This window comes from Cuneatibacter sp. NSJ-177, assembly GCF_022867805.1.
GTDB lineage: Bacteria > Bacillota > Clostridia > Lachnospirales > Lachnospiraceae > Pseudolachnospira.
The window spans coordinates 73,934-95,128 of record NZ_JALIFO010000010.1 but is presented as its reverse complement, the minus strand read 5'-3'; the positions used below and the strand labels follow the sequence as shown (position 1 = coordinate 95,128).

General features: G+C 55.4%; 18 protein-coding genes. 13 read left to right on the top strand and 5 right to left on the bottom strand.

Annotation, left to right across the window (positions count from 1 at the left end):
* The first annotated feature begins 162 nt into the window (after window positions 1–162).
* The 9 genes from MUB23_RS15255 (at window position 163) to MUB23_RS15215 (ending at window position 10,612) form a co-directional block, all read left to right on the top strand.
* Window positions 163–3,090 (top strand): molybdopterin-dependent oxidoreductase, encoded by a 2,928-nt coding sequence (locus MUB23_RS15255; RefSeq protein WP_244801536.1) that lies wholly within the window; start codon window positions 163–165, stop codon window positions 3,088–3,090.
* Between the two features lie 198 nt (window positions 3,091–3,288).
* The gene (locus MUB23_RS15250) at window positions 3,289–5,550 is read left to right on the top strand and encodes a pyridine nucleotide-disulfide oxidoreductase/dicluster-binding protein (RefSeq protein WP_244801535.1); all 2,262 of its coding nucleotides are present in this window, start codon (window positions 3,289–3,291) and stop codon (window positions 5,548–5,550) included.
* Window positions 5,532–5,723 carry a DVU_1557 family redox protein gene (locus MUB23_RS15245; protein WP_244801533.1) on the top strand — a complete coding sequence of 64 codons (192 nt, stop codon included), beginning with the start codon at window positions 5,532–5,534 and terminating at the stop codon, window positions 5,721–5,723. The genes MUB23_RS15250 and MUB23_RS15245 overlap by 19 nt, the downstream gene beginning before the upstream one ends.
* A complete protein-coding gene (gene trsS / locus MUB23_RS15240) occupies window positions 5,723–7,039 on the top strand; it encodes a radical SAM (seleno)protein TrsS (RefSeq protein WP_244801532.1) in 1,317 nt (438 codons plus the stop codon). The genes MUB23_RS15245 and trsS overlap by 1 nt, the downstream gene beginning before the upstream one ends.
* A 71-nt stretch (window positions 7,040–7,110) precedes the next feature.
* Window positions 7,111–7,734 carry a DVU_1556 family methyltransferase gene (gene trsM, locus MUB23_RS15235; protein ID WP_244801531.1) on the top strand — a complete coding sequence of 208 codons (624 nt, stop codon included), beginning with the start codon at window positions 7,111–7,113 and terminating at the stop codon, window positions 7,732–7,734.
* Entirely contained in the window at window positions 7,731–8,942 is a 1,212-nt protein-coding gene (locus MUB23_RS15230) for a DVU_1553 family AMP-dependent CoA ligase (RefSeq protein WP_244801530.1), read from the top strand. Before trsM ends, MUB23_RS15230 begins: the two co-directional genes overlap by 4 nt.
* Before the next feature lie 49 nt (window positions 8,943–8,991).
* Window positions 8,992–9,360, top strand: coding sequence for a NifB/NifX family molybdenum-iron cluster-binding protein (locus MUB23_RS15225; RefSeq protein ID WP_244801529.1), 369 nt, complete (start codon window positions 8,992–8,994; stop codon window positions 9,358–9,360).
* Between the two features lie 86 nt (window positions 9,361–9,446).
* Entirely contained in the window at window positions 9,447–9,695 is a 249-nt protein-coding gene (locus MUB23_RS15220) for a helix-turn-helix domain-containing protein (protein ID WP_244801528.1), read from the top strand.
* A 251-nt stretch (window positions 9,696–9,946) separates the two neighbouring features.
* Window positions 9,947–10,612: an ATP-binding cassette domain-containing protein gene (locus tag MUB23_RS15215; RefSeq protein ID WP_244801527.1), complete on the top strand. Its 666-nt coding sequence runs from the start codon at window positions 9,947–9,949 to the stop codon at window positions 10,610–10,612.
* A gap of 169 nt (window positions 10,613–10,781) precedes the next feature.
* Here the strand turns inward: MUB23_RS15215 and MUB23_RS15210 are convergent, their stop codons facing one another.
* Window positions 10,782–11,630 (bottom strand): MerR family transcriptional regulator, encoded by an 849-nt coding sequence (locus MUB23_RS15210; protein ID WP_244801526.1) that lies wholly within the window; start codon window positions 11,628–11,630, stop codon window positions 10,782–10,784.
* 209 nt (window positions 11,631–11,839) lie between these two features.
* Between MUB23_RS15210 and MUB23_RS15205 the strand changes: the two genes are divergently transcribed.
* Both MUB23_RS15205 and MUB23_RS15200 read left to right on the top strand, forming a co-directional pair.
* Complete coding sequence (locus MUB23_RS15205) at window positions 11,840–12,415, top strand: nucleoside recognition domain-containing protein (RefSeq protein ID WP_244801525.1); 576 nt, start codon at window positions 11,840–11,842, stop codon at window positions 12,413–12,415.
* Window positions 12,416–12,605: 190 nt separating this feature from the next.
* The gene (locus MUB23_RS15200) at window positions 12,606–13,994 is read left to right on the top strand and encodes a glutamate synthase-related protein (protein WP_244801524.1); all 1,389 of its coding nucleotides are present in this window, start codon (window positions 12,606–12,608) and stop codon (window positions 13,992–13,994) included.
* Window positions 13,995–14,137: 143 nt separating this feature from the next.
* Here MUB23_RS15200 and MUB23_RS15195 read toward each other — a convergent pair whose 3' ends face one another.
* The 4 genes from MUB23_RS15195 to aroE form a co-directional block, all read right to left on the bottom strand.
* The gene (locus MUB23_RS15195; RefSeq protein WP_244801523.1) at window positions 14,138–16,468 is read right to left on the bottom strand and encodes a xanthine dehydrogenase family protein molybdopterin-binding subunit; all 2,331 of its coding nucleotides are present in this window, start codon (window positions 16,466–16,468) and stop codon (window positions 14,138–14,140) included.
* On the bottom strand, window positions 16,465–16,938 hold the full coding sequence (locus MUB23_RS15190; protein WP_244801522.1) for a (2Fe-2S)-binding protein: 474 nt from the start codon (window positions 16,936–16,938) through the stop codon (window positions 16,465–16,467). Before MUB23_RS15190 ends, MUB23_RS15195 begins: the two co-directional genes overlap by 4 nt.
* Window positions 16,935–17,759, bottom strand: coding sequence for an FAD binding domain-containing protein (locus MUB23_RS15185; protein ID WP_244801521.1), 825 nt, complete (start codon window positions 17,757–17,759; stop codon window positions 16,935–16,937). The genes MUB23_RS15190 and MUB23_RS15185 overlap by 4 nt, the downstream gene beginning before the upstream one ends.
* 194 nt (window positions 17,760–17,953) lie before the next feature.
* Window positions 17,954–18,802, bottom strand: coding sequence for a shikimate dehydrogenase (gene aroE / locus MUB23_RS15180; RefSeq protein WP_244801520.1), 849 nt, complete (start codon window positions 18,800–18,802; stop codon window positions 17,954–17,956).
* 250 nt (window positions 18,803–19,052) lie between these two features.
* On the opposite strand from aroE, the gene MUB23_RS15175 reads away from it, so the two are divergent.
* Together MUB23_RS15175 and MUB23_RS15170 are read left to right on the top strand one after the other, a co-directional pair.
* Window positions 19,053–19,826 (top strand): SDR family oxidoreductase, encoded by a 774-nt coding sequence (locus tag MUB23_RS15175; protein WP_244801518.1) that lies wholly within the window; start codon window positions 19,053–19,055, stop codon window positions 19,824–19,826.
* Window positions 19,827–20,072: 246 nt separating this feature from the next.
* Entirely contained in the window at window positions 20,073–20,990 is a 918-nt protein-coding gene (locus MUB23_RS15170; protein ID WP_244801517.1) for a LysR family transcriptional regulator, read from the top strand.
* Window positions 20,991–21,195: the final 205 nt, after the last annotated feature.

Here is a 21,195-nt window from a genome sequence, read left to right as displayed (position 1 = left end):
AAAATTCAAAGGATTTGAAAGTGAAAAGAAGGCAGAAATTGCGTAAATCCATTGACGACTGAACTCCGGTCTAGTAAAATTTAGGTAAGTCCCTCGAATCATTCGTCGTAGAGAATATGATGCCAGGGAGAGGGGAAGTACTTACATTTAAGGAGGTTACATATGGACGTAAAACTGAAAAAGATGGTGCTCGTCATAAACGGCGTCGAGCGAATTTTCATGTGCGATCCTCAGCGCGATAAGCTGTCGGACGTACTCCGCCGTTTAGGGCTGACCGGCGTAAAGGTTGGCTGCGGCACCGGTGTGTGCGGTTCCTGTTCGGTCATTTTGAACGGCAAGGTGATTCGTTCCTGTACCAAGAAGATTACTGCCGTGGAAGAATACAGTGAGATTACGACGATCGAAGGAATCGGTAACCCGCAGCATCTGCATCCCCTGCAGGTTGCTTGGATGAACTGCGGCGCCGTTCAGTGCGGCTTCTGCGTTCCCGGCTTTATCGTTTCTGCTTCCCAGCTTTTGAAAGAAAATCCGGATCCGACCCGTGAAGAGGTCCGGGCGTGGTTCCAGAAAACCCGCAATATTTGCCGCTGTACCGGTTACAAGCAGATTGTAGACGCAGTCATGACGGCGGCGAAAGTGATCCGCGGCGAGTGCTCCATCGAGGACATCCAGTTCAAGAACCCTGCGGACGGCGAGTTCTACGGCAAGCCTGTGGTACGTCCGACCGCTCTGGCGAAGGTGACCGGCCTTGCCGATTACGGCGATGACCAGGCGCTGAAGATGCCCGACGGCACCCTCTACGGCGCGGTGGTGCAGCCCCGTGTGGCGCATCACGCGAAGATTTTGGCGATCCACACCGAGGAAGCCGAGAAGATGCCCGGCGTCTACAAGGTAATCACGGCGAAAGATCTGATCGCTGCCGGCGGCAGCAACATCATGGCCGAGGGCCAGTTCCACGAGAGAAGCACGGTTATGACCCCTTCCCGGAAGATTTTCCAGGATGAAAAGCTGTATCGTTACGGCGATGTGGTCGCTCTGGTGCTGGCGGACAATCAGTTAGACGCCAGAGAAGCGGCGAAGAAGGTAACCGTGGACATCGAGCCTCTGCCTGAATATCTGACTTATCTGGATGCGGTTCTGCCGGATTCGATCCGCGTCCATGACGATACTCCGAATATCTTCTGCGAACAGCCGGTATTAAAGGGAGCTGGTCTGGAAGATGCCGAGAAAGTCCAGGAGATGATTGACGACGCGCCGGTGGTAGTGGAAGGCAGTTTCTATTCCAGCCGTGAGCCCCACCTGTCCATCGAGGGCTGTGTGCTGCAGGCTTACTGGGATGAGAACGGCGTCATGAACATCCAGTGTAAATCCCAGGGAACCTATTCTTCCATCGGCCGTATCGGTAACTCCGTCGGCGTTCCGAAGGATAAATTCCGCATCATCATGAATCCCACCGGAGCGAGCTTCGGGTGGTCCACCAACGCAGGCGACCTCTGTCTGGTTGCGGCGGGCGTGGTCTGCACCGGCCGGCCGGTTTCCCTGTCCATGACCTATGAAGAGCATCAGCACTTCAGCGGCAAGCGCTGCCCGGCTTACAGCAACGGCCGCCTGGCCTGCACGAAGGACGGCAAGATTATCGCCGCCGAGTTTGACTATGGTATGGATCACGGCGCGTATTCCTGGGGCGGCGACGATGTCATGACCAAACCTGCCCGTTTTGCATTCTGGCCTTACAACGTTCCCAATGTGGCCGGCCTGGTCCGCATTGCGAACACGAACCATGCCTTTGGCACGGCTTACCGTTCCTACGGTTCTCCGCAGGCTTATACCCTGTCCGAACCGTTGATGGACATGATGGCCGAGAAGCTGGGCATGGATCCCTTTGAGTTCCGTTATCAGAATATTGCCCGTCCAGGTGACACCAATATCAACAGCTATCCGTTCCGCCAGTATCCGATGGAGAAGATGATGGATACCATGCGTCCGATCTATGAGGAGGCGGTAAAGCGTGCGAAGCAAGAGGATACGCCGGAGAAGAGAAGAGGCGTCGGCATTGCCTGGGGCGGCTTTAACGTAACCGAGGGCGCCACCGACAGCGCGGAAGTGGCTCTGGAGCTGGCTCCGAACGGAAAGATCATCAAATACGATACCTGGCATGAGCTGGGACAGGGCGGCGACGTCGGCTCCCTGATGGTGACCCTGGAAGCTCTGAAAGAGTTGAAGATCACGCCGGAAGACGTTCAGCTGATTCAGAACGATACCGGCAAGTGCCCGGATACCGGTATGGCGGGCGCCAGCCGTTCCCTGTACATGGATGGAAACGCCACCAAGATCGCGGCGAAGAAGTTGCTGGATGCCATGAGAAAGCCCGATGGAACCTTCCGCACCTACGAGGAGATGAAAGCGGAGGGCATCGAGACCAAGTATCTGGGAAGATATGAGACCACCACGACTCCCGGCCTGACCCGTCTGGATCCGAATACGGGTATCGGCGACCCGACCCCGGCTTACACCTACTGCCTGAACATGGCGGAAGTGGAAGTGGATACCAAGACCGGCAAGGCGACGGTTCTGAGATTTACCTGCGTGGACATGGTCGGCAAGGTTGGCAACATCGACGCGGTGAACGGCCAGGCTTACGGTGGGATTTCCCACAGCATCGGGTTTGCCCTGAGCGAAGATTATCAGGATGTGAAGAAGCACAACAACATGGCCGGCGCCGGTGTTCCGACGATTATGGACACTCCGGATGAGATCAACGTCATCCATATGCCGATCACCATCGAAGACGGCCCGTTCGGCTCTTCGGGCGCTTCCGAGGCCTTCCAGGCTTCCGGTCACTGTGCGGTTTTGAACGGTATCTACCGTGCCTGCGGCGTGCGGATCCATGAGATCCCGGCCCTTCCGTCCAAGATCAAAGCCGGTCTGGACGCCATCGCTGCCGGCAAGGAGCCGGAAGCTCCGAAGAAATACTTCCTGGGCTCCGACCTCTACGAGGAGCTGGAGAACATCAAGGAGAATCCGGTCCAGTTCGGCGGAAACGATTTCTTCACGCCTCTGGGCGATGCGGATGCAGAGCGTTTCTTCTAAGGCAAACGGAGAAATGGTATGCCGTCTGCGTCAGGCGGCTGGTATGAAAAAGCGTGCGCATACAGTGAAACGTTTATGATAGTCCGGGGAAGGCGTCAAGCTTTCCGGGCTATGAGATGGAAAGCTTCCGTGGAGCCGGGATCCGGCTTCGCGGGAGCTTTTCCCACATTTCATCCTGGGGAAAAGCAAGGAGGAGGTATGAGTTTCTTAAACGACTTTGAACAGATTCTTTCGGTGGAATGCCGGCAGAACGAGCCGCCCTTTTGTACGGCCGAATGCCCGTTCCGGCTGGATGTGAAGGATCTGATGAAAAAAATTCAAAAGGGCCGGTTTAACGCCGCCTTCCGCACCTTCCAGAATACGGTCGGGTTTCCGGGTATTGTGGCGGCCGCTTGCCCGCACCCCTGTGAAAAGGCATGTCTGCGGGCGGAGAAAGACGGAAGCCTTCATCTGCATCACTTGGAGCAGGCCATGCTTTCCTATGCGACCCGGAAAAAGCCCAACGCCTACAATATGCCGGGCAAGGGGAAGAAAATCGCCGTGATCGGCGGCGGGATCAGCGGGCTTGCCTGTACGCTGTCCCTCTGCCACAAAAAATATGATGTGACGGTATTCGAAAAGAGCGGCCGGATCGGCGGCCATCTCTGGGACGTGCTGAGTCCGGAGATCTTTCTTTCAGATATCGAGGAACAATTTCAATTTGAAAGCTACACCTTGGAGAGCAAAAGGGAGATCCTTGCGCTCACCGAGGTTTCGGAATTTGATGCGGTTTATGTCGCCACCGGAAAGGGAGGCGCGGACTTCGGCCTGAGCCTCAGCGGTAGCGGTGCCTATGCGTCCGGCCAAAACGGCGTTTTTTTGGGCGGATCCCTGATGGGGGCGGGTACCATGCAGGCCATCGCCGACGGGCTGGAAGCGTCCCACGCCATGGAATGGTATTTAAAAACCGGAGGTATGAACCAGCCGGCGGCTCCGAAGGGAACTGGGCTCCGGCTGGATTCGTCCCGGCTTACCGAGATGCCGGAGGTGATTCCCGCGGATGGGGAGCGCTACAGCGAGGAGGAAGCGGCGAAGGAGGCCGGGCGCTGTGCTCTTTGTTCCTGCGACGCCTGTATGCGGGAATGCGATCTGATGCGCCTGTTTGAAAAGACGCCGCGGCGGATCTATGAAGAGGTTTATATCACGATTCATCCGGGGACGCTGTCCCGCGACGGCACCTGGGCGACCCGCCTGATCTCCACCTGTAACCAGTGCGGGCTGTGCAAATCAGTCTGCCCGCAGAAAATTGATATCGGCAAATTCTTCCAGCAGAGCCATCGGGCCATGGTGAAAAAAGGCGCGATGCCCTGGGCCTTCCACGATTATTTCCTGCGGGATATGGAGTTTTCCAACGGGGAGGCGGCGCTTTTAAAGAAAGCGCCAAGGACGGACGGAACGCCTTCCTATGTCTTTTTCCCCGGTTGCCAGATGGGCGCTTCCGATCCGGATTATGTAAAGAAAAGCTACCGCTATCTGCTGTCAAAACAGCCGGATACGGCGCTTTGGCTGCGCTGTTGCGGCGCGCCCGCGGATTGGGGCGGCGAGGAGGAGCGGCATGAAGCGGAAATCCGGGAGATCCGGAAACAGTGGGAGGAAATGGGAAAGCCGGAGGTGGTTTTTGGCTGTCCGACCTGCCGCCAGATGTTTGCCAAATATCTGCCGGAGATATCCGGGGAGTTCCTATACGAGAAAATGGCGGAGTGGGGGATCGATTTGCCGAAACCGGAGACGGAAACCTGTTCCATCTTTGATCCCTGCGCCAGCCGGGACTTCCCCGAACTGCAGCAGAGTGTAAGAAAGCTGGCGGAAGGAATGGGTATCCCCCTCGCCCCCTTATCCCACGAGGGGGAACTGGCCCAGTGTTGCAGCTACGGCGGCCATACTTCGGTGGCGGCCTCTCTGTATTCCCGTGAGGTGGCGAGGGAGCGGCTTGCGGAAAAAGAGAACCCGTACATTGCCTACTGCGTCAACTGCCGCGATACCTTTGCCTCCCAGAGCAAGCCGGTCTACCATTTGCTGGATCTGGTGTTTGGACTGAACGGAGCCGGGCGCATTCCGCCGACACTGACGGAGCGCTGGGAAAACCGGAGGGAGTTAAAGCGGTCGCTGCTTTTGGAGTATTGGAACGAAGAGACGGAAAAGAGGACGAAGATGAACCTTTGGATCAGTGAGGAATTAAAGCGCAAGCTGTCGCGGGATATGATCCTGGAGAGCGACATGGCGGAGGTGATTTCCTGGTGCGAAGAGACCGGGAGGAGGCTAAAAGATCCGGAAACCGGCCATCTGGTCGGACATAAAAAGATACAGAACATGACCTTCTGGGCGGAATACCTGCCGAAGGAGGACGGATTTGAGCTGTTCGGCGGCTATGCCCACCGGATGTGTCTGGAGGATGATGTGAAATGTCAGAGCGAAAAATAATTTGCTGCCGGTGCAACCGGGAGCTGGAACCGGCTCAAACCTTTTTCCGGTACCTGGGCCACACCTTTCACACGGATATTCTTCGCTGCCCGGAGTGCGGCGAGGTCTACATACCGGAGGAGCTGGTGAAGGGACGCATGGCGGAAGTGGAGCAGGAATTGGAGGATAAATAATGGAGATTGTGCGGAAGACAAAGAGTGTCTGCCCGGTTTGCCTGCGTCAAATTCCGGCGGAAAAGGTGCGGCGGGACGGCGCGGTCTATCTGGAGAAGGAGTGCCCGGAGCACGGACATTTCTCTTCCGTTGTGTGGAGGGATCAGGAGGATTTTGCGGAGTGGACCGGCGATGTGCCGGAGATGGGAGCGGATGAGAACCTGAACTGCCCGTCCGGCTGCGGGTTATGCCCGGACCACAAGCGGGACACCTGCTGCGTGCTTTTGGAGATCACGGACCGCTGCAATCTGAACTGCCGCCACTGCTTTGCGGACAATCATCAGGGAGAGGATCCTTCTCTTGACCAGGTGAAAGCATGGCTGAGGGATCTGACGGTTCCCGGAAAGACGCTGGTCCAGCTTTCCGGCGGGGAGCCGACGGTGCGGGACGATCTGCCGGAGATCGTGGCCTACGCCAAAGAAGTTGGCTGTAAGTATGTCCAGCTGAACAGCAATGGACTGCGCCTGGCGGAGGACGAAGATTTTACCAGAAGATTGGCGGAGGCAGGCCTTTCTTTTGTGTTTTTGCAGTTTGACGGAACCGGGGATAAGGTCTGGCAGAAACTGAGGGGACGGCCCTTGATGGAGATCAAGGAGCAGGCGATTGCCAACTGCGGCAAGTATCATGTCGGCGTCACCCTGGTGCCGACGCTGGTGCCCGGCGTAAACATCAACGAGATCGGAGATATCTTGAAATTTGCCGTAAAACAGTCGCCTGCTGTCCGGGGCGTTCACTTCCAGCCCGTCAGTTATATGGGAAAGATGCCGGAGCCGCCGAAGGATGAGGATCGTTTCACCTTGGATCAGCTGATTTTTGAGATTGGAAAACAAGCCTCAAAGCTGCTCTCTGCCGAGAGCCTGGTGCCGTCGGCCTGCGATCATCCCTTATGTGGATTTCACGGGGATTTTGTGGTGATGCCGGACCGGAAGTTGATGCCGCTGACCAAAAGAGGCGTCGCCCAGGGCGAATGCTGCTGCGGCGTTAATACCGTGGATCCGGCGGAGAAAAACCGGGAGTTTGTCGGGAGACGCTGGGAACGGCGGGACGAGCCGGAGGAGGAAGCAGCCGGAAACTGCTGCTGTTGCTGTGATACCGGAAGCCTCAGCATGGAAGGATTTTTAGCCAGGGCCAAGAGCCACGGCTTTACGATCACAGCCATGGCTTTTCAGGATGCCGGGAATCTGGATATCGAGCGGCTGCGCCAGTGCAGCCTGCACGTATATAAAGACGGCAAACACGTTCCGTTCTGCGCCTATTATCTGACTCCTATGGGGTGATTCTGCGATGGAGTAAGTTCTTTTGATATCGCGCTTGTATGGCGCGTGATATCAGATACGGGAGATGGAAAATGACAGAAGATGCCAGTTTCGGGCCGGTTTGCCGGCCCGGAGGTTTTTCTTTGACTAAGTTGGCTCTGGCCCGCGCAGATTTTCCAAAAGGCGCAAAGCTGGTGGATTTGGGCTGCGGCCAGGGAGCAACGCTGGGATATCTCGCGGAGCGCACCTCCTTTCAGGCGGTGGGTGTGGAGCAGGAAAAAGAATTCTGCGACGGGGAGAGAATCATCCAGGGGGATGCGAAGCGGCTTTCCTTTGCGGACGGCTCCTTTGACGGGGCGTTGCTTGAGTGCAGCCTTTCCCGGATGGCGGAACCGGAAGAAGTGCTGGCGGAATGCTTTCGGATTCTTAAAAGGGGAGGCGCTGTCTGCATCACGGACATGACCTGCGAGGCAGAGGAGCGGCAGCTGGCCGGTGTGCTGGGACGGTTGGAGCACCGGGAAACCTTGGAACGCCGGTTTCAGGAAGCCGGATTCACCGTGGAATTTTATTATGACGCCTCAGAGGAGCTGAAAGGATTCTGGGGACAACTGCTGTTTGACGGAAGGGCCTGCGAGCTGCCCCGGCTTTTGGGGGCGGACCGCGCCGCGTTAAAAGAAGCCCGGTGCGGATACGGAGTGTGGGTGCTGCGAAAATGAGGAAAGAAAATCCAATTACTGCGTGGCTTCGGATGCAGACCGGTTTAGGAAGTGGATTGACGCCGGAAAGTCTGGCCCAGTGGCAGCGGGAGCGGATCCGGGCTGTCCGGGAATACGCCGGAAGCCATTGCCGTTTTTACGAAAAAGAGCGGGATTTTACAACGCCGGAGGACCTGCGGGAGGATCCGGAGGCATTCCTCTGCGTTCTGCCCAAAGAGATTGCCAGGATCATAACGCTTCGGACGTCCGGAAGCCAGGGAAATCCCAAGAGGGTGTTTTTTACCGCCGAAGATCTGGAGGCGACCGCGGATTTCTTTACACCGGGAATGGCGCTGATGACGAAACCCGGCCAGTGCGTTGCGGTTTTTATGGGGGGCTCAGGAGAGTATACCATCGGCGGGCTGCTGAAAAAGGCGCTGGCGAAAAACCAGGTGGAGTGTCAGGTTCACGGGCTGATCCGGGACTTTGAGGCGGCGGGAAAAGCAGCCGGGGGCGCGGACTGCCTGGTGGGAATCCCCGGTCAGCTGCTCCGGCTTTCCAGGCTGCGGCCCGATCTCCGCCCCGGCGCGGTGCTGCTGTCCGGAGACTATGTGCCGGAGAGCGTATGCCGGGAGCTGAAGACCGTATGGGAAACGGAGGTATTCCATCATTGGGGAATGACCGAGACCGGGTACGGCGGAGCCGTTGAGTGCGGCGCCCATGCGGGGGCTCATCTCCGGCACGGGGATTTGTATTTGGAGATCGTGGATCCAAAGACCGGGAAGCTGGTTCCGGCCGGTTCTTATGGGGAGCTGGTGCTGACTACATTCGCCCGGCGGGGAATGCCCCTGATCCGGTACCGGACCGGGGACATCGGCCGGCTGCTGACCGGGCCCTGCGGCTGCGGGGACCTGCTGCCGCGGCTGGATAAGGTGATGGGACGCAGGGAAAATCTGATCTTTCTACCGGACGGGGACGTGATTTCGATCCATTTGCTGGACGAAGTACTGTATCCGTGTCCGAGGATAAGGGATTTTTCCGTGTCCATGACGCCGGATTATTTGTTTCAATTCCAGATCCTGGGGGAAGCGGCAGATCTCGATGAGATCCGCGGGGAGCTGCTGCTGCGCTGGCCGCACCTTTCTTTCCGGCTGGAACGCACGAAGGAACTGCCGTCGCTTGGCAATGGGAAAAGAAAAATCAGTCGAATGGAAACATCGATGGAATGAAAAAGCAGTAGAGTAGAAAGTAGTAGAGTAAAAAGGGAGGGAGTTCTCAATGAAAATAGCGGTGACTTGTGAAAATATGGAGATCAACGGCCTGGTGCCGAATACGTTTAAAGACAGCGAATTCCTGATGATTATCGACGCGGACAAGAATCAGATCTTTAAAATCTACGGCAAACAGGATCCGGAAAATATGGTGTTTGCGCAGAAAGTGCTGGAGCATGACTGCGAGGCGATCATCTGCGGCCCCATGGAGAAGGAGCCCTTCGAGCTCTTGGCGGATGCCGGTGTGACCCGCTATAACGGCAGCGGCCGGAAGGTGCAGAAAGCATACGACTACATGGTGCGCTATCAGCTCCCTTGGATCGACGAGTACATCGGAGGTCCTGGAAAGGGAGGGCACAAGCACGAGGAAGAATAGGGAATCTTCTGATTGCGGCATAGAGTGATTTTATCTAACCTATTTTTTTAAGGTACTGTTGTGGCTGTAGATGCGGGGAGTTTCGAATGACCATATATCAGTGGAATGTATTTTTGGCGGTGGCAGAACAAAAAAGCTTTGTCCGAGCCGCCCAGGTTTTGAATGTGACACAGTCGGCGGTAAGCCATACGATCGCCAAAATGGAAGAAGAGTATGGCTATCCATTCTTTATCCGCAATAAGAACAATGTGGAGCTGACTTCCAGCGGCAGCCGGTGCCATTGGGCAGGGATCGGTTCCCAGAAGGACATGGCTAAGGTTTTCCTTGGGAAATAAGAAAAACCTTCGAAAAAAATTTCATTTTCCCTATTTTGTTGACACTTTGGTGACATTTGGCTGATATAATAATCTCGAAACTGGTGAGACACTGGAAGACAAAGCTCTTTTGACGGCGGAAAAGCCGGGAGCGGGGCGGTAGCGGAGAAACAGGGCGCAACCGTCAGGCTGAGACAAGAGAGAGGGGGGATTCCGAAAGCGTGCACTTTGAGGCAGAGCGCACGGACGGGGGATATCAGATGGAGATACGTATGGAAGCAGTGACACAATGGATTCCATCCGGACGCCGGATCCTGGATGGGGTCAGCTTTTCAGCAGAAGAAGGCCGCTCGACGCTGATCCAGGGCGGAAATGGCTGCGGAAAGACGATTCTGTTGGATGTACTCTGCGGGAAACGTTTGCCAAGCGAGGGAAGCGTGACTGTGGACGGAGAAGAATGGCGCGCCATGTCGGAGCTGAAACGGGGAAGGCTCTGCCGGAAGCTGTTCGGTATTGTCCGGCAGAACCCGGAATTTATCCGCGCGCTGACCCTGGAGGAAAACCTTTTGCTGCCTTTGGAGTTTTGGGGCGGCGGCAGAGCGGCAGGAAAGCGCCGGGTCCGTGAGGAGGCGGAAACGTTGGGAATCGGGGAACTGCTGGGGCAGTATCCAGAGACTCTTTCCGTGAAAGAGCAGCGTTTAGCCGGCCTTGCGCGGGCGCTCCTGTTATCGCCGAAATTTCTTCTGGCGGATGATCTGCTGTGCGGCCTGACCGGCGAGGACCGGGAAGAGATGGAAGAGGCCCTTCGGACAGTGGAACGCCGGAGCGGCGTGACCAAGATCCGGACGTCGGGTCCGGAGGATCTGGTCTGTCCCGGAGAAGAACGGTACCGTCTGGAAAACGGGCGTCTGTACCGTTGGGGAATGAGCAATTCATAAATAGAATAGGTTAAAAGCAAAACAAAAAAGGAACCACAGAAAACGGGGCTGCGGTTCCTTTTTGTTTCCTATGAACAGACATTTCTGCTTACGCAGACATTACCATGAATGAAAGTCGATTGCTTCGTGCCGTGCATTCTTGGTTCGAAATTTTTATAAGACAATTCATTTATTCGTTTTTATAAAATCCATCGATGGCCCGCGCAAAGAATTCGGAAGAACCTTCTCCGTATCTCTCATCAGTCGCAGCCCGAATTTTTTCCTCCCGGTAGGTTGACGCGATGGATCGCATGAGAGCGTCTTCGTGTTTGATCTGATAGAGCTGTTTCACCACAAAGCCGTATTCGGCGACCGTCTCCTTTACGGAAAAAGAGTCCAGGGGCTCCTCTTTTTTTTCAGCCAGCTTTTTGCAGACGGCGTCGATCCGGTTCTGGCAGGCGTCGACAACCTCCTGGGCCGGGGGATGGATCGCGGCCTGAAAGGCGCTCTCCTTGTCGCCGTACCACTCCACCATTTTAAGAAAACTTTTTTGAATATCCTCCTTGGATGCGCGCTCGATATAATGCTGTTTCCATTGATCAACGCTTCCGAATTCCTGGACAATTATTTGGCGCATGCGTTCCGGCATATGATCCGCCGAGAACTGACAGAGTTCCTCCAGTTCGGAACGGTTAAATACTTCAAAATCCATTTGATTTCCTCCTCTCAGAATTTCATCGATGCTGGTGATCAGGCATTCGATGCGTTCTTTCTTCGCCGTCAGCATTTTCTTCTGCATTTGCAGGATCTGGTTTCTGTCAAGAGCCGGATTTTCCAGAACAGACTTGATTTCCTTTAAGGGGATATCGAATTCGCGGAAAAATAGAATCTGCTGTAAGGTTTCCAGGGCCTTATCGTCATAGAGCCGGTATCCGTTTTCATTTTTTTTTGTCGGGATGAAAAGCCCGATCTCATCGTAATAGTGGAGCGTGCGCACGCTGATACCTGTCAAATCCGATATTTCCTTTACGGTCTTCATCTCTTCCGGTCCTCCCGCCTTTGATGAGTCTATCTTAAACTATGACGGGGCGGGAGAGTCAACCGCTTTTTACATTTTTTGAAAAAAGAAAGGCGTGAATTTTCTGGGAAAGCCGGACTTATTTGAGCAGGAATGGCCGGAGGCGGAAAAATTGTCCTATTCTTCCGGATTTTTGCATAGACTAGAGAAAAAACGCGGAGCCGAATCAAATGAATCTTCTCTGGGCATTTATGCTTTTGCTGGGAATTGGGTATGGACTGGTCACCGGGAGAACCGCCGCGGTCACGGAGGCGGTGTTGAGCGGAGCGGCTGAGGGCGTGGAACTCTGCATTACCATGCTGGGGGTTATGGCGCTTTGGACCGGGATCATGGAGATCGGAGAGCGGGCCGGGCTGATCCGCGCCATTTCAAAAAAAATGCGTCCACTGATGCGTTTCCTGTTTCCGAGAATCCCGGAAAACCACCCGTCCCTGCGATACATATCCACAAATTTTGTGGCAAATATCTTGGGGCTGGGCTGGGCGGCCACCCCTGCCGGCCTGGAGGCAATGAAGTCTCTGGCGGAGATCAACCCGGAGAAGGAGGGGATTGCGTCCCGCGAGATGTGCACGTTCCTGATCCTGAATATCTCCTCTCTTCAACTTCTGCCGATGACCATTATTGCCTACCGGCAGCAGTACGGCTCCGCCAATCCCACCTCCATCGTTGGCCCGGCCATTGCAGCCACGCTGGTCAGCACATTGGCCGGGGTTGCCTTTGCCAAATGGATGGATCGGAAACGTTGATCAGATACTAACAGGCAATTCTGTTCTGATATGAAAAAACTTCCGTCAAAATGAGAAAAGGATGGAAAACACCCGGTTTTTGTGCTATGCTGAACCTAAATGAGCATGTCTGTTTGCGCAGACATCACCAGGAATGAAAGTTGCTTGCCAGGACTTTCACAGTATCTATTTCCACACAGGAGGACATCAGATGGCGAAGTATCGTTGTGCGGTATGCGGTTACGTGTTTGAAGAGACAGAAGACAAAAAGTTTTCCGATTTGACAAAATGTCCGGTCTGCGGTCAGCCGGTTTCTCAGTTCGAGCCGGTCGAAGAACCGGCGGAGGAGGAGAAGGGGCCTGCGGCGGAGGAGAATCCTTTGGCGTATCCCAAGGAATATTTCCGCCGGGATGACACCTGCCGTTATATGGCCGAAATACAGACCATGGCGCAGACCGGGAAACCGATCATCGACGCCATGGGGACGAAGATGAAGATGCCGGGCTGGGATGACATCTTGATCCTGGGAAATCAGCTGAATCCCCCGCCATTGATGGAGGACGAGCCGGTGGATGCGGTGACCGTGATCGGGAAGCACGCTCAAAAGCCAATGGTGCTGGAAAGCCCGGTCTATATTTCCCATATGTCTTTCGGAGCCATGTCACGGGAAATGAAGACGGCCCTGGCAAAGGGGAGCGCCCTGGCGAAAACCGCCATGTGCAGCGGAGAGGGCGGTATTTTGCCGGAGGAGAAGGCTGCGGCATACAAATATATTTTCGAGTATGTTCCCAACCGTTACAGCGTAACGCCGGAAAACTTAAAGACGGCGGACGCCATTGAGATCAAGATCGGCCAGGGGACCAAACCCGGCATGGGCGGACATCTGCCTGGAGAGAAAGTGACGCCGGAGATCGCCAAGATCCGGAACAAACCGCTGGGGCAGGATGTGATCAGCCCGTCGAAATTCCCGGACGTGACGACCAAGGAGGAGTTAAAAGAGCTGGTCAGCCAGCTGCGCATGGCCTCGGAGGGGCGGCCCATCGGCATCAAGATTGCGGCCGGACGGATCGAGAAAGACCTGGAATACTGTGTGTTTGCGGAGCCGGATTTCATCACCATCGACGGACGCGGGGGAGCCACCGGAGCCAGCCCGAAACTGGTGCGGGACGCCGCCAGCGTGCCCACGGTTTACGCACTGTATCGGGCCAGAAAGTATCTGGATTCCGTGGATTCCGACGTGGATTTGGTGATCACCGGCGGCCTTCGGGTTTCGTCAGACTTTGCCAAGGCGCTGGCCATGGGCGCGGACGCGGTGGCGATCGCCTCGGCGGCGCTGATCGCGGCGGCCTGCCAGCAGTATCGGATCTGCGGGTCCGGGAATTGTCCGGTGGGAGCCGCCACCCAGGATCCGGAACTGCGCGCCCGCCTGAAGGTGGAGGCGGCCGCCAAGAGGACCGCTAATTTCCTGACCTGCTCCACCCAGGAATTAAAAACCTTTGCGAGAATCACCGGGCACCGGAATGTGCATGATCTGAATACGGAGGATCTGTGCACCATCAGCCGGGAGATTTCCGAGTACACGAATATCCCTCACGCCTGAACGGCGGGAGGATGATGCATGAAATACAAAAGGCCACGCGGAGCAAGCTGCTCGGCATGGCCTTTTGTATGTGCGCCCGGCGGGAAAATGCTTCCCAATTCAGGCATGTACTTCCTGATTCGGGAGGACGCTTCCCGATGATTTTAATGTGGCATGCTCCGACCGACCGCTTTTTCTGCGTATTCGTGACGTTTTCTTCGCTTTTTCTCCATCCCCATCGCAATCATCTCACTGGTGATCGGGAGTTCCCGGAACCAGATTCCGGTGGCGTTTGCGATTGCGTGGGCCAGGGCCGGAGCCGGGGTGTCGATGACGATTTCTCCCACGGATTTGGCACCGAACGGACCGCTGGGCTCATAGCTGCTCTCAAAGTCCACATGGAGGGTTCCCATATCCAGACGGCTGGGAATTTTGTATTGAGCCAGAGAATTGTTCCGCAGCCGCCCAGCCGGGGTATACTGAATATCTTCGCAGAGCGCCATCCCGATGCCCTGGACAATACCGCCTTCGGTCTGAACCCGCGCCAGGTTCGGATTGACCGGCGTACCGCAGTCCACCACCGCCGTATAGTCGAGAATCTCCACGGCCCCGGTTTCCGGATCCAGTTCGATTTCTACCATGCCGACCATAAAAGGCGGCGGAGATACCGGAGAGGTGTGGCTTTCCGTGACGGACAGAGCGTCTTCACAGCCGCACTGGGCGCGGTAGGCAATGTCAAAGAGCGGTATGTTCCGTCCGCTCTTGGCGTCGGTCACGGCCCGGCCGTCAAAGGAAACCTGATCCGCCGGGCAGCCGAGGGCGCGGGCTCCTTCCTGCACGATCTTTTCCCTCAATTTTTCGCAGGCTCTCTCCACCGCTTTTCCGGTGATATAGGTGGTGCTGGACGCATAGGAACCCGAATCGTAAGGGGAAGCGTCGGTATCCGCTCCGAGGACCGCGATTTCCTCCAGAGGACATTCCAGGCATTCGGCTGCAATCTGTGCCAGGATGGTGTCGCACCCGGTTCCCATATCGGCGGAACCGACAAGAAGGGTATAACACCCGTCGTCTTCCAGTTTGATCGTGGCGGATCCTACGTCCACGCCGGAAATTCCGGAGCCCTGCATGGCCATGGCGACGCCGGCGCTTCGGATCTTTCCATTTTCCATGACCCGCCGGGGGAACTTTTGATCCCATCCGATCCGCTCTTTTGCCCGGAGCAGACAGCGGTCCAGCGCGCAGCTCGTATTGACTTCCCCGTAATAGGCGGGCATGATCTGCCCCTCTTTTACCATGTTTTTCTCCCGGAGTTCTACGGCGTCCATCCCCAGTTTTTCCGCCAGCTCACTGACGGCGGATTCCACGGCAAAGATTCCCTGGGTTGCGCCGTAGCCGCGGTAAGCGCCGGCGGACATGGTATTGGTGTAAACCACATCGTAAGTAAAACGGAACGCTTCCAGGTCTCCGTAAAGAGGGATGGATTTGTGGCCGGACAGTCCCACGGTCGTCGGCCCGTGTTCCCCATAAGCGCCGGTATTGGACAGGGTATAGACATCCATCCCGCGGATTCGTCCGTCCTTGTCCGCGCCGATCTTTACTTTGATCTCCATTTCATGCCGCGGGGAAGAGGCAATCTGACTCTCCTCCCTGGAAAAAATCATCTTCGAAGGCTTTCCGGTCTTCCAGGTGACAAAGGCCGGAAAAATTTCGGAGACCACGGTCTGTTTTGCGCCGAAACCTCCGCCGATCCGCGGCTTGGTCACCCGTATTTTGGACTTGGAAATTCCCAGGGCCGTGGCCAGGATCCGGCGTACATGAAAGACGACTTGGGTGGAACTGATCACATTCAATCTCCCGTAAGCGTCCAGATAGCAGGCGGTGCGGAATGTCTCCATCATGGCCTGCTGGTTGGCCTTGGTGTGGTAGGTTCCTTCCACCACCACATCGCAGTCCGCGAGAACCGCGTCAATATCGCCTTCTTCATCCACGCCGCAGGCGCAGAGATTTCTGGCCGCGTCGGCTCCCACCGGACAGAGGGCCTTCCAGTTCTCCTCCGGATGAATCCGGATCTCATTGTCTTTGGCTTTCCGGAAATCCAAAAGAGCAGGCAGGATTTCATAGGTCACGCGGATGGCTTTCAGCGCCTTGTCCACAGCTTTTTCACTGACTCCCGCCACAATCGCCACCGGATCGCCGGCATAGCGGACATGGCGGTCTAAGATCAGGCGGTCGTAGGGGCTTGGCTCCGGGTAAGTCTGACCGGCCATTGTAAAACGGTTATCCGGGACGTCCTCCCAGGTAAAGACCGCCTCGATGCCGGGAACTTTCTCCGCCAGGTCCGTCCGGATTGAAGTAATTTTGGCGTTGGCGTGGGGGCTGCGGAGCACTTTGACGATCAAAAACTGTTCCGGAAGGATATCATCCAGAAAGACCGGCTGGCCGGTGACCAAAGCCATGGCGTCTTTTTTCCGAACCGGCTGATTCACAATCTTCATTGTACGCCCTCCTCTTTTTGATCCCGGCAGGCGAGAAAGGCGCGGATACTCCGCAGCTGTCCTTCATAGCCGGAACACCGGCAAAGATTCCCGGCCAGGTATTCCTTAATTTCTTCGTCGCTGGGACGGGGATTTTCCCGAAGCAGAGCAATGGTATTCATGATCAGGCCGGGATTGCAGAAGCCGCACTGTTCCGCCCCCTGATCCGCCAGGAAAGCGCCGAATTCGGCGGCCTCTTCCTGGAGTCCTTCCAGGGTGGTCACCTGCCGCCCGTCCGCCCGGACAGCCAGCACGGAGCAGGATAGGACCGGAGCGCCGTCCAGAAATACGGTGCACAGGCCGCAGTGCGCGGTCTCGCAGCCTCGTTTCACGCTGGCGCAGCCATGGTTCCGCAGAAAATCGAGCAATAGGGTATCGGCATCCACGGTATCTTCTACCTTTCTGCCGTTGATCCAAAGTATGATCTTCACCGTGTTTTCCCTCCCAGAGCTTTTTCTTTCAGAGTATTTCCTCCCAGCGCCAGAACGGCTCTTCTTGTCAGAACCTCAGTCAGATGGGAACGGTAAGCGGCGCTGCCTCTCATGTTGGAGCCGGTCGGAGTCAAATGCCGGATTTTTTCCGCATAGGCCCGCGCGGATTCCTCATTGATCCCGTCCGCCAAAACCGCGCTGGATTCCGGAAGCACGATCGCTCTTCCGGGACGCGCTCCGATGACGGTCCGGCAGCGGCCTTCCTGCTCAGAGACTGCGCAGGTCAGCGTGGGAAAATCGGTTTTGGTATTTCGGTGAGACAGGTAAACCGTGTGGCAGGGATGCTTTTTTACGATCAGCCGCACCAGGATATCGTTGTCTGCTTTCATCCGGGAAAATTCCTCCAGCGGCACGACGCCTCCCCGGTAAAGCTCCACATAGGAATCCAGAGCCAGAAACAGCGTTAAGACATCGGAAAAACCGTAGCGCCCAAACAGGCTTCCGCCCACCGTGGCCAAATTTCGGAACTGTACCCCGACAATGTGTTTCAGGCTCTCCCTAAGAGCGCCTTCGGTATAAGCGTGAAGTCCGGGATGAATCTCCAATTCCCGCAGTGTAGTCATACATCCGATGGAGAATTCCCCGCTGCCCTCCCGGATCCGATTCAGGTCCAGGCCGGACAGGTCAATGATGGTGGACACGGCCCCCCGGCTGGTCCGGAGCCACAGCATCCCGCCCATCACGCGGTTGGAACGTTTTTGGTTTAACTCGTAAGCCTGGGCCAGAGACTCAGCCTTACAGTAATCCTTTATCGTCAGCAATTTAAATACCTCCCTAATCATTCGAATCCCCCGACGCAAGCGGAGAGGGATCGGTTTTTGTTCCGCAGGCGAGACCGGCTCAGGATCCGCGGAAAAAAACCTGGAAATGGACGGCCCGAAAGCCGTCCATAAAGGAGTATATCGTATTTTATTCTGCTTGTACATCCCTTTTTCCTGTTTCCCCGGAGACAGGATTATCCAAAAACTGCCCTAGCCATCACATCCACCGGCGCTTCTTTTCCGGTCCAGATCTGAAAGGCGATTTTACCTTGGTGGAGCAGCAGGCTTTGGCCGTTTACCACCCGGCAGCCCATTTTTTCCGCCGTCTCCAAAAGCAGCGTCCGCCGGGGATTGTAGATCACATCCGCCACGAACAGGTCCGGGCGGAGCAGGGAGAGGTCCACCGGGGATTTTCCTTCCATGGGCGGCATGCCGATGTTGGTCGCATTGATCAGAACCGTGGACTCCGCCGCAAACGGTTCCAGGTTACAGTCAAGGGGCAGAGGGACGCAGCAGGGGCACACCTCGCGGTTTAACTTCTCGCAGATTTCTTCCGCTTTTTCCACCGTGCGGTTGGCCAGATAGATCTTTTTGGGCCGCCGGGAGGCCAGGACCGTCATGATCGCGCGGGAGACGCCGCCTGCGCCGATCACCAGGAAGGTTTGATCGGCGATAATCAGTCCTCCGTCCACTTCCAGGCCGCGGACAAAGCCTTCCCCGTCCGTATTGAATCCCTTCAATTTTCCATCCTGGATCCGGACCGTATTGACCGCCCCGATAATTTTGGCCAGAGGGTCAATCTCATCCAGATAGGAGAGGATCTCCAGCTTATATGGGATGGTGATGGTCAGTCCCATATAATTCATTTTGGAGAGGCCCTTCACCACTGTCCCGAAATCCTCTTCTTGAATGTTCATGGGAAAATAGTAAGCGTCCATGCCCAGTTCTTCGAACGCAGCGTTCATCATGGCCGGAGATTTGCTGTGACCGATGTCGGTGCCGATGATCGATGCCAGTTTCGTGTTTACGCCAATCGTTTTCATAAAAATTCAATCCTTTCTATCGAAATACAGATGAATCGAAGATCCGAATGTTACCTTTAGTATAAATGCGGCAAATCCAGATTACTAATACTGTTTTCTCATCATATCAATAAATCCGGTTTATGGCTGAAGCATAAAGCTGTCTTATCAATTCAATAAAAAAACGGCATTAGTTTTTCAGAAAACTCCATAGTACAATAAGGGCCATAAAAGACGGCTGCCGGAATCGGTGGGAAAGGAGCAAGGGATCATGAATGATTTTATGAAAAAATTTAGTCTGGAAGGAAAAAAAGCGATTGTGACCGGGGGGGCCCGCGGGCTGAATTACGGCATTGCCCAGGGGCTGCATGCCGCCGGAGCGGAAATCGTTTTGATGGATATTCAGGAACTGGTTTATGAGTCGGCGGAAAAATTGAGGGAGGACGGCGCTCCGGTTTACGGCGTGGTCGGAGATGTCTCGAAGTCGGAAGCGCTGGATCAGGCCTACGCCAAAGCGCTGGAACTTTTGGGCGGCCGCCTGGACATCCTGATCAATGGGGCAGGGATTCAGTACCGCTGTCAGGCGGAGGATTTCCCGGAGGAAAGGTTCCGGCAGATTTTGGACGTGAATCTGGTCGGCGTTTTCCTGATGGCCCAGCGGGCCGGGCGGACTATGTTGGCTCAGGGGCATGGGAAAATCATCAATATCGCGTCTCTTTCCTGCTTTTTCGGAGCCAGCATGATTGCGGGCTATACCGCCAGCAAGGGCGGGGTGGGACAGCTGACCAAGGTCCTCTCCACCGAATGGGCGGGACGGGGCGTGAACGTAAACGCCATTGCGCCGGGCTACATGGTGACGGAACTGACAGCAAATATCAAGGAGGTCAATCCGGAGCAGTACAACAACATCTGTACCCGGATTCCCAAAGGGCGTTGGGGAACGGCGGAGGATTTACAGGGGGTGGCGGTATTCCTTGCCTCAGACGCCTCGGACTATATCACCGGGACGATCAACCTGGTGGACGGCGGATATGCTGTGAAGTAAAGAGAGAGATGGGAGAAGAGGCGGAAAGAGCCTCTTCTTTTTATTGATTGGAGGGGAGATCTGGCCCTGCGCAGACTTCCTTAGAGATATGCGGCCCTGGGGAAGCAGGAAGTGAGTTCTAGCTGCCGGCGCTTCTTGCCCGGACAATGTCAAAATGCACTTTGTGCATTTGCCAGAACTATGATACAATGTCTAAAACAGAACTGGCAGACAAAACGCCGGAATCGGAGAGGACAAGGAGGGTCTATGAATCTTCAGCAGCTATACTATTTTCAGAAAATCGCAGGTTTGGAGCACTACACGAAGGCGGCGGAAGAACTGAATATTACCCAGCCATGCCTGAGCTACTCCATCGCCGAGCTGGAAAAAGAGCTGGGCGCGCCTCTGTTTTATAAAAAGGGCAGGAACATTAAGCTGACCTCCTACGGAGAGCGCTTCTTGACCCATGTGGAGAAGGCGCTGGAAGAGCTGGAGATCGGGAAAAAAGAGATCGAAGAGTGGGTCAATCCGCGCAGAGGGAAACTGACCCTGGCCCATATCAGCTCCATGAACGCCGGTTACATGCCTTTTTTGATGAGACGGTTTTACGAGAACCCGGACCACAAGGAAATCCAGTTCGAATTCCAGGAGAACCCGACCAAAAAGATCATTGATCAGCTGAAGGCGCGGAAGGTGGACATCGGCTTTGGATCCTTGGTGGAGGACGAGGCCATGGAGTTCTTCCCGGTTTATGAGGAGGACATGGTTCTGATTGTCGGCAAAGATCATCCGCTGGCGGGCCGGACGGAGATCACTCTGAAAGAGACGGAAGGGTATGAATATATTGCCTATGAGGAGCACTGCGGAATCCGCGGCTGCATCGATAAAATATTTGTTCAGGCCGGGGCAAGCCGCCGGATCGTCCGCGAGCTGGAGGATAACGCCATGATCACCGGAATGGTGTCCGCGGGACTTGGCATCGCCGTGGTGCCCCGCATGTACGGTGATGAATACTATAACGTAAAGGCCCTGGAGATCAAAGGCGTGGAGACCAGGCGGAAAATGTATATGATGTGGCTGAAAAACTCGTATCTGTCCCCCATTGCCGGGAATTTTATCCAGTTTGTCAAGGAGCTGACGACCAAGCAGGAGTACCCCGTCCGTAAGGATGGGCAGCTGAGATAGTAGACAGAAGAAAGGGCCTTAAACAGGGAGCAGCACTTCCGTTAGTAGGACAGCGCCAATCAAACAGGGATCTTTCCGCAGCGAAAGCGGCGAAACGGTTCTTGTTTTTTTGCGATTTTTTTAGATGGCAGCGGAATGAAAACATAAAATTCCTTTATTGATTCGATAAAATAACAGTATTTGTACAACGAAAACCCCTATCGTA

Bases quoted from the DNA above. Each gene is read 5' to 3' on its own strand.
- MUB23_RS15255 (WP_244801536.1), top strand. From the start codon at position 163: ATGGACGTAAAACTGAAAAAGATGGTGCTCGTCATAAACGGCGTCGAG.
- aroE (WP_244801520.1), bottom strand. From the start codon at position 18,802: ATGAAAACGATTGGCGTAAACACGAAACTGGCATCGATCATCGGCACC.
- MUB23_RS15205 (WP_244801525.1), top strand. From the start codon at position 11,840: ATGAATCTTCTCTGGGCATTTATGCTTTTGCTGGGAATTGGGTATGGA.
- trsM (WP_244801531.1), top strand. From the start codon at position 7,111: ATGACAGAAGATGCCAGTTTCGGGCCGGTTTGCCGGCCCGGAGGTTTT.
- MUB23_RS15220 (WP_244801528.1), top strand. From the start codon at position 9,447: ATGACCATATATCAGTGGAATGTATTTTTGGCGGTGGCAGAACAAAAA.
- MUB23_RS15215 (WP_244801527.1), top strand. From the start codon at position 9,947: ATGGAAGCAGTGACACAATGGATTCCATCCGGACGCCGGATCCTGGAT.
- MUB23_RS15250 (WP_244801535.1), top strand. From the start codon at position 3,289: ATGAGTTTCTTAAACGACTTTGAACAGATTCTTTCGGTGGAATGCCGG.
- MUB23_RS15175 (WP_244801518.1), top strand. From the start codon at position 19,053: ATGAATGATTTTATGAAAAAATTTAGTCTGGAAGGAAAAAAAGCGATT.
- MUB23_RS15200 (WP_244801524.1), top strand. From the start codon at position 12,606: ATGGCGAAGTATCGTTGTGCGGTATGCGGTTACGTGTTTGAAGAGACA.
- MUB23_RS15195 (WP_244801523.1), bottom strand. From the start codon at position 16,468: ATGAAGATTGTGAATCAGCCGGTTCGGAAAAAAGACGCCATGGCTTTG.
- MUB23_RS15170 (WP_244801517.1), top strand. From the start codon at position 20,073: ATGAATCTTCAGCAGCTATACTATTTTCAGAAAATCGCAGGTTTGGAG.
- trsS (WP_244801532.1), top strand. From the start codon at position 5,723: ATGGAGATTGTGCGGAAGACAAAGAGTGTCTGCCCGGTTTGCCTGCGT.
- MUB23_RS15245 (WP_244801533.1), top strand. From the start codon at position 5,532: ATGTCAGAGCGAAAAATAATTTGCTGCCGGTGCAACCGGGAGCTGGAA.
- MUB23_RS15210 (WP_244801526.1), bottom strand. From the start codon at position 11,630: ATGAAGACCGTAAAGGAAATATCGGATTTGACAGGTATCAGCGTGCGC.
- MUB23_RS15230 (WP_244801530.1), top strand. From the start codon at position 7,731: ATGAGGAAAGAAAATCCAATTACTGCGTGGCTTCGGATGCAGACCGGT.
- MUB23_RS15225 (WP_244801529.1), top strand. From the start codon at position 8,992: ATGAAAATAGCGGTGACTTGTGAAAATATGGAGATCAACGGCCTGGTG.